General features: G+C 73.0%; 6 protein-coding genes and 1 pseudogene. 5 read left to right on the plus strand and 2 right to left on the minus strand.

The features are described from left to right. Positions 1 to 175 precede the first annotated feature (175 nt). Positions 176 to 1191, plus strand: a pseudogene (locus tag ACYVLT_RS34730) (IS481 family transposase). Between the two features lie 88 nt (positions 1192 to 1279). Continuing rightward, on the plus strand, positions 1280 to 2017 hold the full coding sequence (locus ACYVLT_RS34735) for a helix-turn-helix domain-containing protein (protein WP_461124403.1): 738 nt from the start codon (positions 1280 to 1282) through the stop codon (positions 2015 to 2017). Here the strand turns inward: ACYVLT_RS34735 and ACYVLT_RS34740 are convergent. Together ACYVLT_RS34740 and ACYVLT_RS34745 are read right to left on the minus strand one after the other, a co-directional pair. Beyond that, a complete protein-coding gene (locus tag ACYVLT_RS34740) occupies positions 1969 to 3603 on the minus strand; it encodes a hypothetical protein (protein ID WP_461124404.1) in 1635 nt (544 codons plus the stop codon). The two genes, ACYVLT_RS34735 and ACYVLT_RS34740, sit on opposite strands and share 49 nt — an antisense overlap. Then, positions 3600 to 3839: a hypothetical protein gene (locus tag ACYVLT_RS34745; protein ID WP_461124405.1), complete on the minus strand. Its 240-nt coding sequence runs from the start codon at positions 3837 to 3839 to the stop codon at positions 3600 to 3602. Before ACYVLT_RS34745 ends, ACYVLT_RS34740 begins: the two co-directional genes overlap by 4 nt. Positions 3840 to 4707: 868 nt before the next feature. Between ACYVLT_RS34745 and ACYVLT_RS34750 the strand changes: the two genes are divergently transcribed. The 3 genes from ACYVLT_RS34750 to ACYVLT_RS34760 are packed head-to-tail and all read left to right on the plus strand — an operon-like array spanning position 4708 to position 16120. Beyond that, positions 4708 to 5268, plus strand: coding sequence for a hypothetical protein (locus ACYVLT_RS34750; protein ID WP_461124406.1), 561 nt, complete (start codon positions 4708 to 4710; stop codon positions 5266 to 5268). Positions 5269 to 5273: 5 nt separating this feature from the next. Further along, entirely contained in the window at positions 5274 to 14276 is a 9003-nt protein-coding gene (locus ACYVLT_RS34755) for a DUF6603 domain-containing protein (RefSeq protein ID WP_461124407.1), read from the plus strand. Then, a complete protein-coding gene (locus ACYVLT_RS34760) occupies positions 14273 to 16120 on the plus strand; it encodes a hypothetical protein (RefSeq protein WP_461124408.1) in 1848 nt (615 codons plus the stop codon). The genes ACYVLT_RS34755 and ACYVLT_RS34760 overlap by 4 nt, the downstream gene beginning before the upstream one ends. Positions 16121 to 16130: the final 10 nt, after the last annotated feature.

The following is a 16130-nucleotide window of genomic DNA, read 5'->3' on the forward strand; positions in this document are numbered from 1 at the left end:
CCAGACCCGAACACCGCCAACAAAGCCGCAGCTCAACAGCACCTAACGAAGTCCTACTAGTTGTTGCGGGTCATGACGTTGGTGACGGCTGGTAGGGCCTGAGACGAGGGACGGGTCTTTCGGCGGCAGGATGAGAAGTGCGACCAACTCGTCCGCCGAGCAGAAAGACCCGTCCGTGCTCCACCGTAACGCCCCGCTGTCCGTCGAAGGCCGCCACCGCCTGGTCCAACGCTGCCGCACCCGCCCCATCGCCCAGGTCGCCGCCGAGATGGGCATCTCGCGCCAGTGCGCCTCCAAGTGGGTCAACCGCCATCGCCGCTTCGGCGAGGCCGGCCTGGCCGACCGCCCCAGCGCTCCACATCGGCAGCCCACCGCGACCCCGGCCGAGGTCGTGGTCCGGATCGAGCGGCTGCGCCGCGACCGGAAGTGGTCGGCCCGCCGCATCGCCCTGGAACTGGCGGCCGAGGGCACGGCCGTGTCGGTGCGCACGGTCGGCCGGCACCTGGCCCACCTCGGCCTGAACCGGCGCCGGTTCCTCGACCCGACCGGGGAGAACAACCGCGCGCCCCGCCGGATCGTCGCCCGCTGGCCCGGCCACATGGTCCACCTCGACGTCAAGAAGGTCGGCATCATCCCGACGGCGGCGGCTGGCGGGTCCACGGCAGGGGCAGCGAGCAGGCCAAACAGGTCGAACGCGCCAAAAACACCGGCACCGGCAAGTCCGGCGCCAGCCGCAGCTACACCTACCTGCACTCCGCGGTCGACGGGTTCTCCCGCCTGGCCTACACCGAGGCCCTGCCCGACGAGAAGGCGGTCACCGCGATCAGCTTCACCCACCGGGCGCGGGCGTTCTTCGCCGCCCACGGCATCACCGACATCCACCGCATCGTCACCGACAACGGCTCCTGCTACCGCGCCCACGACTTCGCCACCGTGCTACGCGGAGCCCGCCACCAGCGGATCACGCCCTACACCCCGCGCCACAACGGCAAGGTCGAGCGCTACCAGCGCATCCTCGGCGAGGAATTCCTCTACGCCCACGTCTGGACCAGCGAACAACAACGCACCGACGCCCTGACGATCTGGAACGTGCACTACAACTACCATCGCCCCCACACCGCCGCCGGAAACCGACCACCAGCCACACGGCTCCACACCGGCGTCACCAACGTCATGGCCTCATACAACTAGTGGTGCGTCTCGGAGGGTTGACCCGGTAATCGGCGTGGTGGGCTGATCGGCCAGGCTGGTTCTCGCATGTCGAGTGCGGGAGGTGGCTGTGGCTCGTCGTCCGAGCGGGTTCGTGCGGCCGTTGTCGATGGAGGAAGGCCGGAAACTCCAGCGGATCACCAAAACCGCGAAGGACCCCGTGCGGTCGCGGCGGGCGATCGTGGTGCTGATGTCGGGCCAGGGCCAGGCGGTGCGGGACATCACCTCGTTGATGCAGGTCGGCGAGGACTGCGTGCGGGACGTGATCCACGCGTTCAACGAGCGTGGGTTCGCGGCGCTGGACCCTAAATGGAGCGGCGGGCGGAGTCGGGCGTTCCGCGAGCGGATCTGCCTGATCGCCCGGACCTCGCCCGCCGACTGCGGCATCACCGCGTTCGCTACCTGGTCACTCGCGAAGCTGCGCGACGACCTGCTCGACCGCAGCACCGTCACTGCGGCCGGCAGGGAGATCGTGCGCAGCATCCTGCGCGACGCCGGGATCTCCCTGCAGACCACCACCACCTGGAATGCCTCCACCGACCCCGAGTTCCTCGTGAAGACGCACCGGATCCTGAACCTCTACGACCACCCGCCCGCCGACGGATGCGCGATCCGCCTGGACGAGTTCGGTCCGCTCAGCCTCCAGCCGCGCAAGGGACACCCAACCTGCGCCTCACTCCGCCGGAGTGAGATTCTGCGTCGGGAAGCCGCGCCCGTCCCCCTCACCAGGCGGCGTCCGCGCTCGTCGGCGAGCTGTGGTCAGAATTCCTCCACCTCCTGGAAGACCTTCCCCACGGCGACGTCGTAGCTCCCGTCGGCGTTGGCGAACTGCTGGGCGACCCAGATCGCGGTGTCATCCTTCGGGTCGACGCTCGCCCCGGCGAGGTCACCCCACCGGTAGAGCGTCGACGCCGATCCTCCCTGGCCCCCGTAGGCGTTCCCGCCCGCTTGGAGCAGCCGGCTGGGGCGGATGTCGGTCTCGGTGTTGAGGTAGGCGCTGAACCGCACTTCCGGATAGAGCGTCTGCCCCGAACGCGCGTAGACGACCACCATGTTCTGGTACTTGTTCACCTCCACTGCGGGCCAGCCGTAGTGCACGTGGTCGGCGGGCGCGTCATCGAGGCTGTTCTTGCCGAAGGTGCGGTCGATGAAGCCGCTATTCGGCGCGGTGGACAGGTTGGGGAAGCCGAGCACGGACACCCGCACCAGTCGGATCGAGGAGAGCACCTGCCCGTCGCCGAACCAGTCCTTGCCGTCGTTGCAGACCAGCACGAGGTTGGGGTGCCGGTAGACCACCTTGACCACGTCGGTGCCGAGGTTGGTCATCTGGATGCGGCTCAGCGAGTTCTTCTGCGGGGCGTTCTGCGGCGCGCCGAACGGTTTCACCACCACCGAGGTGCGCACCATCTGCTGCTGCGGCGTGAGCGGGTTCTGCAACCGCCACACGACCAGTTGGTCGGTCGAGAAGCGGTTGACGAAGTACGCGGCGTTGTTCGTGGGGCCATGGTGCACGCAGGGCTGGATCACCACCTTCACCGGGCTGCCGTCCGGGTTCTCCAAGTCCCAGAACTGCCATCCGGCCACCTGCGACGCGGGCACCCCCGCGGCCATCTGGTCGGCGGGCCACACCGTCACCCGCCAGTACCTGCCGGCGACACTGTTGGTCTGGTAAAAGCACTTCGCGTCGATCCCGATGCACGGGTAGTCGGCCCCGTCGCCGGGCTGGTAGGCGGGCGGCCCAGCCACCGCGTCCCACCAGTACAAGTGCCACCCGTCGAGCGGGTTGCTCGTCTTCGACACCGCGACGACGATGATGCCCCGCACCTTCTCCGGTGGAACGTTGGGGCATTTCGCCCCGGTGTTCCCGGTGCCGCCCACGATCCAGAACCGCTTCCGGTACGAGTCGTAGATCGTGCGCAGGTCCGTCACCTCCCGCCCCTCGCAGGCCAGTCCGCTCTCGACCAGCTTGAGCGGGGCGAAGAACTCCTGGGCCGGGCTCATCTCCTTGAGCAACGTCCCGTCCCGGTGGCGGAACGCGATCCGGTTGACGATCGTGGTCACCACATGCGTTTCGCTCACCGAGATCTGCGCGTCCGAGGGCGAGCCTTTCGCGACGAAAGCCGCGGTCCACGACAGCGAGGCCGCCGGTGTCTGCGGCAACCCCGCGGGCCCGACCTGGCCGACCTCCGCAGGCGACCCGTCGCCCGCGGGCGAGGTCACCGGAGGATGGGGGTGCTCCGGGTCGTCGGTGGCCACGCCCGCCACGTCCGCGGGCCGCGTGCCGAACGCGTCCAGGACCTCTGCGGACGCCGCCGTGCCAAACCCCCGGATCGCCTCCTGCGTCAACTCCTCGCCGCCCCCGACCTGCGCGGTGTCGCCCCTCCGGGCGCTCATGCCGCCACCGCCCTGCGCCACTCCGCGGCCGTCAGCCCCGAGCGCACGACGAACGCCAGCCCGGCCACCCTTACCACGACCCACTCGAAGCTGCCGCCACCCCCGTCGGGCTCCACCCCGAAGACCACCTCGACCCACTCGCGCGAGAACAGCGTCGCCGCGGTCACCACTCCGGTCACGGCGGCCAGAGCCGCCTCAACCCAGAACCGCCCGCGCACCTTCGCCCTGGAAGCCATGGAATTCTCCCGTCAGAATGAGTGGAACCCGGTGCCGGAGGACCGTCCGTCCCGCATTCTGGGCGCACCGCCGATCCACGATATGAATGCGCCGACGCCGCCGCAACGACCGCACGGGTGACTCCTATTGCCGATCCGGGAAGAAAACCTGCGGGGTCCTCGTGAAATTGTCATTTCGCTCACCCGCTCGGCGGATTACGCCGCGAAAATGCGGGTTCCAGCGGAGTGGGAATCGGTATGCCTTCGCCGACCCGCTTCAAACACCGTCCATCAACTCGTCACCTCGGCCAACGGGCACCTGCGCACCGGCTCGGCGGACAGGAACAGGTCGTGTACCCCGCCCTCCACCAACACAATCGTCAGTACGCTGCCAGTTTGTTCCGCATGTCGGTGACCCACTGGAACGGCGTGGTCGACAGCATCCGCTCGCCGCGGCACACCTCGCCCGGTCGGGGCACGGCAGGAAGATCAGCGCCAGCGCCACCAGCCCGTAGAGCACGAACGCCCGGCGCGGCTCCACCCGCCCGAAGCGGTGGTAGTGCAGCGCGACCAGGGGCAGCACCAGCGCCCCGACACCCACGAACGCCAGGAAGCCGGCCCGAACCGATTTGACGTACGAACCGGCATGTCCACCCGATCACCGACGACTGTTAGCGGCTTTTCATCACCGGACGGGAATGCTCAAACCCGAGCGAAGCAACGCGGACCGGCGGATCGGCACGGCGCGTGCACGGTGTTCATCCGACCAGGTGGAGGCCGTTGCGCGAACAGGTGTTCCGGTAGTCCCCGGCTAACGAGGGACCGCCGACTGCCCGACCTAACAGCTGTGCCGCAGATCACGAAAAAGGTGCCCGCGTCCCGTGACCCCGTGAGCGAGGAGTGCGCGAGGCTGCTTGACCTCGTCCGCGAGCGGTGCCCCGGGCTGCTGCCCGCCGACCCACTGCGGCCCGGTCAGGTCGGGCCGGAGGTCACGCTCAGCGAGCGCGAGCTCCAGGGGGTCGTGCGGTCGTCGGCGACCTCGGAGGCGGTGGTCTGGCGGCGCAACGGCAGCGAGTTGCTCGTGCACCTGGCCGCGGTCGAGGTGCACTTGGAGGTCGGAATCGTCGTCGTGCTGGTGCCGGTGCGCTGCGATCAGACGGGGAACGCCATGGTGACCGTCGCGTTCGCCGTCGGCGACGACCAGCGGCCGGCGGGCATGCTCGCCGCCACCGAGGAGCAGCCGCGCGGACCGGCCCTGGTGGTCGACCTCTGGGGTGAGGCGCTCACGGCGTTCGCGTGGCAGGCCCTGCTCGGGGCGGCGGCCGGCGTCGCGGGTTCGTCGGGGGAGGACACCGACGGCGCGCCGCTGATCCCGGTCGCCCTCACGGCCGCCGCGGGCTCCGTGTCCGTGCTCACGATGGCCCGCCACACGTTCGACACGGCCGGGTGAGCGGCGTGGACACCGCCGACCTCGGCCCGATCGCCGACCTCGCCCGCGCGCTGGGTCTCGTCACCGCGGAGGGCGCCTTCGCGCCAGGCTGGCTGAGCGACCCCGGCAAGCACCTGGCGCGCGTGTTGTCCGACGACGGCCAGCGGGAAGCGCTGGTCCGCTTCATGGACGACGCCCTGGGCGGCGGCGCGGCGGGCACGGACGCGGACGGGCTCATGTGGTTGCCCGTGGTGGACAGCGGTGCGTTGACGGTGTGCGCCGTCCTCGACGTCCAGTCCGACCACGTCGCCATCGGTGTGGGCGTCACGGTGTCCGGCGCGGCCGAACTGCGCGCGCACGTCCCGGTCTTCCGGACCGGACGCGGTCAGAAGACCGTGCCGGACCCGGTCCTGCTGGGCAAAGAGGGGTGCGTCGTCCGCGTGGACCTCGACATCCCCGTCCACGCGTCCGCCCCCGGAGAGCTCCACCTCGGCGGTGTCGCGGTGACCGCCCTCGTGCCCACCGTCGGTGGCAAGCCGACCCTGTCGGTGCGGCTGCGCGGCCTGCGGCTGCCCGGCGCCGCCGGTCCGGGCGACTTCGCCCTGGACGACGTGGCCGACGCGCTCCCGCTGCTGCTCGGCCTGGTCGGAGCCCAGGCCGACCGGCACCCCGGCCAGCCGGTCGAGGCGTTGGCCAGGCTGATCGGCCTGCGGCCCGGTGTGCCGCCACTACCGGTGCAGGCGCTCCTGGACGAGGGCGCGGCGGCGCTGGCCGAGTGGTTCCTGGCCGTCACCGGGAACCCCGCCTCCCGCGCCGGGTGGCTGGGCGCGCTCGGTGAGCTGGTAGGCGGGCAGGTCCTCGACGGCGCCCTCCGCACGACGGTCGGCGCGGCGCAGCTGAGCCTGGGCCTGGCCGTCACGGCGGATCCCGGCGGTCATCCCCGCGTCACCCCGACGTTCCGGGTCACCGCGGGCGCGCTGGTCGCCGAGGTGGACCTGTGCGTCATCGCCGCCGGTTCCGTCACCGCCCTTCCCCGGCTGTCGGCGTACATGTCGATGCCCGGCCAGCCGGTGTGCGGCCAGGTCCGGGTCGGGTTCACCCTCGACGCGGACCGCCGGCCGGTGTTCCTCCTCGCCACCGATGACGTGGACCTCGGCCCCCACCACTTCGACACGCTCGACCTGACCAACCCCGGCGCACTGGCCGGTGCGCTCGACCAGGTGTTGGACACGCTGTTCGCGACACTGGGCACTGCGGCGGACCGGATCCGGGCACTGATCGGGTTGTCGCCGCCGGACGGCGTCCCGCCGGTGTCCGTGACGCAGCTCGTGCAGCACCCCGTCCAGGCCGTGCGCGAGCACTGGCGGCGGCTGGTCACCGAGCACCCGCAGGCGGTGCCGGAAGTGCTGGAGGCGTTGCGCGGCCTCGTCGGCGAGGTGGACGCCCCCGTCACGGGCGCGGGCACGGCCGAGCAGCCGTGGGTGGTGCCGCTCAAGGACGGGATCGCCCTGCACGTGTCGGCCGGGCCGGGCGGGCTGGAGGTCGCGCTTGTCGCCCACCGCGTCGTGGACACCCTCGGGCACGGCTGCACGCGGGTCGACACCACGCTCCGGTTCGGCCTCGCGACCCTCGACCTCGCCGGCGGGCACGTGGTGTTCCGCCCCTCGGTCGAGGGACGGCTGATCACCAGCGGGACCGACACAGGCGACGCCCGCTTCCCGTTGGGCGACCACCGGGTCCGTGCCGACCACATCGGCCTGGGTGTCGCGTGGCGACCGGAGTCCGGCCTGGCTGTCGAGGTCCTCAGCCCGAACCTCGACGTGGACGGCGTGCCGATGCCCAGCCTGACCGCACCGGGCGGCCCGGAAGCGGCCGAACGCCTGATCGCGCTGCTCTCCGAATCCTCCGGGGCGCCGTGGCTCACGCACCTCGTGGAGGCGCTCGGGTGGCAGTTCGCCGGGACGACCGCCGAGGGCGGGCTGCCGCTCGCCGACCTCCTCGCCGACCCGGCCGGGGCAATCGGGGCCTGGCTGGGCTCGTTGCGCGGCGACCGGCTCGTCTACGCGCTGCACACCGTCGCACGCCTGGTCGGCGGGACGGCCGAGCGCTGGGGACCGTTGCACGGCTCGGGCCGGCCGGACGACCCCTACCTGGTGCCGCTGGGACCCGACCAGTCCGCCACGCCGCAGCTGGCGCTCTGGCTCGCGCCGGACGGGCCCAGCCGCGAGGCCACGGCCGCGCCGCCGCTCCTGCGCGGCTGGCGGCCGGGCATGGACGGCCTGAGCGGCCACATCCTGGCCGACGCGCTCGCCGCGGAGGCCCGCGTCGCGTCGGACCTCGCGGACCTGCTCGCCGGCCGAGCCGATGTCGCCGCCGGCCTCGACGCGCTGTGGAACCGCTGGATCGGCACCGACGGCCGCGTCGTGCCGCCGTCCGTCGACCCGGCCGGCGTGTCCGTGCACCGGCTGGACGCGCCGCTCGACCTCACCGGCGTGCTCGGGCACGCACCGGCGGCGGCCGTGGTGCACGTCGTCGTCACGCCCGACGACCGGGCGGACGTACCGCCGGAACGCCGCATCGACCTGGGTGCACCCGGCCTGGCGCCCGAAGCGTTTCCGGTGCCGACCGGCGGGCCGGGCGAGTGGCTGGTGCTGCTGGGCGGGCGCGCGGACTGCGTCCAGGCCACCGACGACCCGGACGGCGTCGGGGGTCAGGCGGGCCGGCTGCGGCGCGCCCTGGAGGCGTTCGGGCCGGTGACGGTGGTCGCGAGCGCCGAGGCAGGTCACGCGGCGCTGCGCGCTCTCGACGGCCGGTCGGCGGCCGAACTGGTCACCCTCGGCACGCCGTGGGGTCCGGTCGCGTTCACGGTCGTGGACGACCAGCCTGCCGCCGACACCCTCCGACTGCTGCACCACCTGCTGCCACCGCCGGACCCCGAGGAGCCGGACGACGACGACCTCGCACTGGGCCGCCGCCTCGTCGAGGGACTGCACGTGATGACCACCGCGGGCGACCCCGGCCGCGAGCTGCGCCCGCCCGCCACCGGAATCACCCTGCCCGCGGGCGTGCCGGTGCACGCGGTGTACGAGGTTCTCGGTCCGGCCGAGCTGTCCCGTGCGCTGACGGCCGTGGTCGCGGCGGGCCTGGCGTTGCGCGCTCGTGAGCGCCCCGTCCCGGAGGGGCCCGCGACCGGCATCCGGCTCGGCGTGCGGGTGCCGTTGCCGCGGACCGGCCTGGCGAGTGGCCACGCCACCGTGGAGTTCGACGGTACCGTGCACGCCCGGCTTGACCTGCGCCGCTCGGGAGGCTGGCTGGTCGGCGGACCCGAGCCGGGACGCGCGCCTGGACCGCGTCCCGGCCTCGAGGTGCGGTGGCTGTCCGCCGACGTGACCGCTCCGCGCGCCGGTGCCGGCGAGGCGCGCTTGGTCCTGCACGAGGCGGACGTGTTCGGCGTCGAACGCGTGCGATGGCAGGTGGACGGCACCCCGGACGCGCCCCTACTGCCCGAGATCAGGGCGCTGATGTCCGGCGTGGCGGCGGAGTTGGCCGCCGATGCCGCGTCGGCCCCGGTCGTGGCGGTGCTCACCGCGCTGGGCGTGCTGTCGCCGACTGGCGGCGTGCTCGCGGACGGCCTGGACCACCTGCTGCACGACCCTGCCGCGCACCTGTCCGCCGCGCGCACGTCCCAGCTCGACACCGCGCTCACCACCCTGCTGGCGACGGCCGGCGTGGACGCGGACGTGGACGTCATCACCCGTACGCTCACACTCGCGCTCGGCGGCGACGGCGGCATGTTGCCGTGGACGTTCCAGGCCGTCCTGGGTCCCGACCACCCCGTGGTCACCGCGACCGTCGGCGCTGAGGGCGCGCTGGTGCGGCTCAAGACGCCCGCGCTCACCGTCGAGGCCGAGTGGGGCGAGCGGGTCGTGCCGTTGTGGCCGAAACCCGATGCCACGCACCTGCTGGAGCTCGTGCTGTCGGCCGAGGTGGGCCGGCGTGGACTGGCGCACCTGCGGGACCTCGACCCGGTGGCCGCACCGCTCATCGACGGGGTCCTCGGCCCGCTCGGCCTCTCCGGGCTCGGCTCCCTGCCGGGCGTGCTGGCCGATCCGGGACGGTTGTCCGATGTGGACAGCGCCGCCTTCTTCGACGGCCTCAAGCCGGTCCTGGGCGTCGGCGGCGCGCCGGGAGAGTGGCAGCTCGCCGCCGGTGTCGCCCTCCGGGCCGGCGCGCAGGGCCTGGTGCTGGAGCTGGACACGGGCCCGCTCGCGCTCACGGTGAGCCCCGGACCGACCGTGGCCCTGAGTCTCACGACCGATCCCGGGGCGTTGCTCGTGACGCTGGCGGACCAGGGCCTGACGGCGGTCCTGCGGCCCGACGCGGGCGCGGACATCCCGCTGCACCCGGACCCGCCTGGCCTCGGCGTGCTGGTGGCAGGGGCGTCCCCGGCGCTGCCCGCGGTGCTCGACGCGCTCAGCGCGCCACTGGACGCGGTCGGCGCTGTGGTGCGGGCCGTCGGCGACCTGTTCGCCCTGCGCGTCCAGGGCGCGTTCTCCGGACCCGAGCTGACCGCGTTCGCGTCCGACCCGGCGACCGCGCTGGCGAAGGTCCTGCTGAACCCGCCCGCCGGAGCGCTGACGCAGTTCCGCGACGCCCTCGACGCCGTGCTGCCGGGAACGGTCGTCATCGCCGGCGGCGGCCTGACCGTCACCGCGCACGACGTGACGCTGTCGTGGCAGCCCAACCCGTTCCGGATCACGCTGTCCGGCGACGCGGTGCTGTCCCCGGTGGGTGGTGTCTCGGCTTCGGTCGAACTCCGCAAGGATGAGCCGAAGGCGACAATCCACATCGGACCGTCGACCGTCGGCGGCTTCCGCCCCTACGTCCGGGTGGTCACCGGGGACGTGGCCGAAGTGGGCCTGGTGGGGGACACGAGGACCGTCGCGGCGCGCTGGAGCCCAGGTGGCGGGCCGACCCTCATGGCCATCAAGGGCAAGACCACGAGCATCGCGCCCGACCAGGTCGCGCTCGCGCTGCTGGACGTCCTCACCGACCCGCTCGGCGACTACCTGCTGGGCACCGACTCCGTGCAGCAACTGCTGGCCCGCGGTGTCGGCGCCGGCACGGTCAGAGGCGTCCTCGACGGTCCGGTCCTCGCGGGCAACGGGCTCGCGCCGGGGCTGGCGGACCCGACGACGCTGCGCGACCGGCTGGTGCAGGTCGCGGTGAACCTGGCCGCCGCTGGTCCGGAGGTCACCGTCCACGAGCACCTGACCGCACGGCTCGTCGCGGACGACGGCCGGCCCGGCATCGCGCTGGCCCTCACCGACCGGGTCCTCCTCGGCGGCGAGGACATCGCGGTGTGGCTGGAAGGCGACAGCCACTGGATCCGGCGGCCGGACGGCTCCACACCCCAACCGGGTCTGGTCCTGCGGCTGCTGAAGACCGGGCAGCAGACCACGTTCGGCCCCGTCCTGGAGCTCGACGGCCTCGGCGTCCGGATCGGCAGGCACAACGCGCCGCTGCTCGGGGCAGGCGTGCGGCTCGGCTCGGTCGCGCTGCACGGCTACGGGCGGATCGGCGCGGGAGCGGGTGCGGGCGTGCAGGTCACGCTCACCGACCTGGCGGTCGGGCTGAGCGGCGCGGGCAGCGGGGCCAACAAGGTCGCCGAAGGCGTGCTGCGCGACACCGGGAAGGGGTCGACCCGGCTCGCGCCCGCGTTCAGCCCGACTCTGGCCGTGCAGCGCCATGGCACTGGTCCGATCCTGGTGTCGCTGAGCGCGGGCGAAGGCGCGGGCCCGTGGTGGTTGTCGATCCAGAAGGGCTTCGGCCCGGTCTACGTCGAGCAGGTCGGCTTCGGCGTGACGATCGAGCAGGACAAGCTGGAGCGGATCAGCCTGCTGCTCGACGGCCGCGTGTCGCTGTTCGGCCTGACGGCGGCAGTGGACGACCTCCAGCTGTACTACGCCGTGTCGCCCGGCGGCGCGGTCACCGACGCAGGAGAGTGGGGCGTCGACCTCGCGGGGTTCGCCTTCGCAGCAGACCTGGCGGGCATCTCGCTGGAAGGCGGGTTGCGGCGCTTCGGTGAGGGCGCGAACGTCGAGTACGTCGGCATGCTGCTCGGCCGGTTCGCGGCGTACGGGCTCTCGGTGTACGGCGGGTACGGCACGGGCGTGGCGGACGGGCAGTCCTATGCGTCGTTCTTCGCCTACGGCGCGGTCACCGGGCCGATCGGCGGGCCGCCCGCGTTCTTCCTCACCGGCATCGGCGGAGGGCTCGGCATCAATCGGGCCCTCGCCGTGCCGCGCGACCTGGGGCAGTTCGGCGACTTCGTGCTCATCAAGGCGCTCGACCCGGCTTCGCAGCCGTCCGGCGACCCCATGGCGCAGCTGCAGGCCGTGCGCTCGGCGTTCCCCATGGAGCAGGGGCAGGTCTGGTTCGCCGCAGGCGTCGGCTTCACGAGCTTCGCGGTCGTGGACGGCATCGCCGTGGTGTCGGTGTCGGTCGGCGACGGCCTGGAGATCGCGCTGCTCGGCCTGGCCAGGATGGCGTTGCCACGCCCCGAGTTCGCGCTGGTCAGCATCGAACTCGGCCTGCTGGCGCGGTTCTCCACCGCCGAGGGCGTGCTGTGGGTGCAGGCGCAGCTGACCGAGAACTCGTGGCTGCTGCACGAGTCGGTCCGGCTCACCGGCGGGTTCGCGTTCGTCGCCTGGTACAAGGGCCAGTACGCCGGTCAGTTCGTGCTCACCATCGGCGGCTACCACCCGAACTTCCACCGGGACGGCTACCCGGTCGTGCCGCGGCTGGGTTTCCGGTGGGCCGTCGGCGACTTCATCTGTGTCAAGGGCGAGGCGTACTTCGCCCTGACGTCCGAGGCGCTCATGGCGGGCGGCCGGCTGGAGGCGTCCGCCGAGTTCGGCCCGGCCTGGGCGCACGTCGTGTTCGGCGCGGACGGCATCGTCTACTACGACCCGTTCCGGTACGAGCTGTCGGTCTACGCCCGCATCTCGGCCGGGATCACGATCGACTTCTGGATCGGCGAGCTGACCATCTCGATCTCGCGCGGCGCGTCGCTGTGGCTGGCCGGGCCGAAGTTCCACGGCCGTGCCACGTTCGACATCGGTCCGGTGGAGATCACCGTGCCGTTCGGCGACACCGACCAGAACCAGAAGGTGCACCTCGACTGGGACCGGTTCGTCGCCAAGTACCTGGAGGCCGCGGGCGGCGGCCGGGCGCGAGCGATCACCGCGGTCACCGGGCGCGGCACGCTGGCCGCCGACCGGCCGTTCGTCGTGCACTCGGAGTTCGAGCTGCTGGTCGCCACGACCGTGCCCGTGGCGACGTTCGTGGCGGGCGCGGCGGAGATCGAGCACGGCGGCGCCCTGATCGGCATCGCGCCGATGAACGTGGCGGACGCCGGGACGCGGCTGGAGATCGCGCTGCTCGACGGTGGCCTGCAGAACCGGATCGGCGAGCTGGGCCTGAAAACCAGCCAGAGCCCCGGGTTCCCGATCGGCGTCTGGGGACCGCCGCAGCCCGACGACGACCGCAAGGTGCCGCGCGGCGACACGATCAGCGCGATCGACGGCGCCGTGTTCACCGCGACGGCGGCGGTCTCCGGCACGCTGCCGACGCAGGTGGCCCACCACCAGGTGGAGATCGGCGACCGGCTGCCGCTCCCGTTCCTTCCGGAGCACGCTCAGCGCGGTGTGTTCCTGGCCGGAGCGGCGCAGCTCGGGCAGTCGGTCACCGCCGTGCCGGTCGGCCAGGAGGTGGCCACGGCGGTGCGGTGGCTCGCGGACGGCGGTGCGAGCAGGCAGGCCGTGGCGGCGTTCGGGCTCGACCGGACCTCGCCGCCGCTGCTCGGCTCACTCGGCGAGGGCTTCCTGATGGGTACCGGTGACCCGGCGGAGATCGAGGTCGCGACACCGCCGGCGCAGCCCGCCGTGGACCGTGCCGTGCACCCGCCGCGCGCCGTCGGCGTGCTGACCGGTGAGCACGTCGTGGCCCCGATGACCACGGTCGGCGACGCGCCCGACGTGCCGCGCTCCACACCGCCCGACCTCGTCTCGGTGCGCAGGCGGACCGGGCCGGCGATCCCGGCCCGGCTCGTGCGCCGGACCCCGCCGGCCGCACCCCACGGCAAGACCGCGGTGGCCGTGAACAGCGTGCCGGTCACGCGCGTGGCACGGGGCGCGGTCGCCGCGGTGTCGGGGCGGTTCGGGGCGGGCAAGCAGCGCCTGACCGACCTCACCACGGCCCTCACCGCGCCGACGACCCGCCCGGGACGGCTGCTGCGCCCCGGCGAGGTGGCGGTCCTGCAACTGCCCAACGCCGCCTTCGACACCGACCGGAAGACGCCGCGGCCGACCTTGGCCGTGGCCGGGCAGGCGCGGGTCATCGCCTTCGCGCACGGCGGCGCGGTGCTGGAGTCGGCCCCAGGGGTCGTACCCGCCGGGACCGAGCGGTTGGTCGTCGTCGCCGGCGCGTCGACGACGGGTGTCGCCGGGTGGCACAGCGGTCAGGAGCTGGCGTACATCGGCTGGTCCACGGCGGTCGTCGCGGGCGCGGTCGTGCACGCGGAGGGCGCGGTGGTGCGCCGGTCGCGTGACCGGTACCGGACCGGCTGGGTGCCGGGCGCGGAGTTCGTCGACCCGGCGGTGGTGGTGACCACGAGGTTCGACGAGCCGGTGACCGCGGTGGCCGTCGTGGTGGACGACCCGTTGGGCACGGCCGCGGCGCGAGGCCTGGCGTTGGCGCTGTCCGGCGCACGGGCGCCGCAGCCCCCGACCGTCGTAGCGCTGGGCAACCGCAGCGCGCTGGTCTACGGACTGGAGCCCGACGCGACGGCGGTGTCGGTCGGGGTCGCGTCGCAGCCCGGATGGCACCTCGTCGGGGTGCTGGGACTGGTCGGCACGCCCGCCGAGCTGGCGGACCGGTTGGCGCGCCACGGCGTGGACGCCGTCGTCCGGCCGCTGGCGGACGGCGCTGGCAGTGGTGTGGTCGAGGTCGAGTGGAGGCACGAGTGAGCACTCCGGAGCAGGGCAAGTTCACGCTGCACGCCCGCGCGGTGCCGAAGCTCAAGGCGGGCGACTACCGGATCACCGGCACGCAGCAGATCGCCGGCGGCGAGATCGAGCCGTACGACCAGGAGCTGCGGATCAGCTCGCCCCGCTACACCATGCCGCCCGACCAGGTCCTGTCGACGTTCCCGCCCGCCAACGCCCAAGGCGCGTTCGAGCACCGGTTGCCGCAGATCGTGCTCAAGCGGCGCACGCTGCCCTGGGACAGGCGGGCGGGCGATGGCGAGCCGGACGCGATGCCGTGGCTGGCGCTCGTCGTGATCGCGGAGGGCGAGGGGCAGCTCTCCGGAGAGACACCCGTCGCCCAGTGCGTCACGCCGGGCGTGGAGCTGTCCGGCGAGGTCGACGTGCCGACGAGCGTCTACCTCGGCGTGTCGCGGACGGTGGTGAAGGCCGTGTTCCCGACCAAGGCCGAAGTCCCGCTGCTCGCCCACGTGCGACAGGTCGACCCCAGCGACACCGAGCTGGGACTGGGCGACGACGACGGCTTCCTGGCCGTCGTCATGGCCAACCGGCTGCCGCAGCACCGGCGATCCACACCGGACGATCCGGGTGGTCCCGTGCGCTACCTCGCCTGCCTGGTGAACCTGGAGAAGCAGCTGGACGTGCTGCCCGAGCGCGAGGAACCCGTGCTGAAGTTCGACGCCCACCTGGAAGTGCTCGACCTCGGCGCGCTGGCCGTGGCCACGGACACCGACCACTACGTGATGGGCGGCTACGGGCCCGAGCCCGGTCCCAAGGCGCAGGGCGGGAAGGGGCCCAAGACCGTGCCCCAGGCGGCGAAGACCGGCCCCACGCCGAAGACCGCGAGCGCCGCCGCGTGGGTCACCGCGCCGGACAAGGTCGCCGAGGTCGCGGTCAGCGCGTCGGCGGAGGAAGCCGGGCGGCTCGTCCGCGACACGATGGGGCTCGGCTTCCGGTACAACGTCGAGCACCTGGTGCCGTACGAGAAGACCTACCGGTTCCCCGTCCTCGCGCACTGGAGCTTCACGGCCACCGGCGGCGGTTCGTTCGAGACGCTCATGCAGAACCTCGACGTGGGACTGCTCGGCACCACCGCGCCCGCCCCGCGCACCGACCGACCGGCCGCCGAGCTGACCGACACCGGGCATGTCGGCCTGCCGCACCTGACGCGGCGCGGCGAGTCGACCCGCGCCTGGTACCGGGGCCCCTTCACGCCCAGGCCAGCGGGCGTGGACCCTGCCAAGCCGCACGTGCGGCTGCCGTTGGCGCACACCAGCGACCAACTGCGCCGCGTCACACCCGACGGCCGCGAGGACCTGAGCCTGGCGGCGGCGTTCGAGATCGGCAGGCTGCTGGCACTGTCCCAGCCGTCCGCAGTGGCCGCGCAGCTGCGGTGGCGACGGGAACGCTTCGGCTCGGCACGGGCGCGGGAGTTCGCGGCCGCGGCCGTGGAGGGCCTGGACTCCTACGGGTTGCAGGTCGCGTCCGACGACCTCGGGCGGCTGCTCGGCAAAGCGATCACGAAGGCGCTGGCGGCGGACCCGGAGACGGTACTGGGTCCCGGTCGCCCGCTCGCCGACGCCGGTCGGCCGCTCGACCTCCAGGGCGACGTCGACGAGCTGCTGACGGACGGCTTCGGCATCCCGCTGGCCGCGGTCAAGGCCGCGACGGGCCCACTCGATCTGCTGGTCGCGTTGCGGACGACGCAAGTTCCCCTGGTGGCCAAGGACTTCGACGCCGCGGACGCGCTGGCGCTGCGGGCCGGTCTGACCGACCAGGTCGCGCGGCTGTTCCAGGGAGTGCTCTCCGAAGGGGGTCAGGTGTGAAGGGACAGGC

The sequence above is a fragment of the Saccharothrix stipae genome (genome assembly GCF_054781895.1).

What these genes read in the sequence shown, in the direction of transcription:
- ACYVLT_RS34740 (WP_461124404.1), bottom strand. Translation starts at nt 3,603, where the DNA reads ATGAGCGCCCGGAGGGGCGACACCGCGCAGGTCGGGGGCGGCGAGGAG.
- ACYVLT_RS34745 (WP_461124405.1), bottom strand. Translation starts at nt 3,839, where the DNA reads ATGGCTTCCAGGGCGAAGGTGCGCGGGCGGTTCTGGGTTGAGGCGGCT.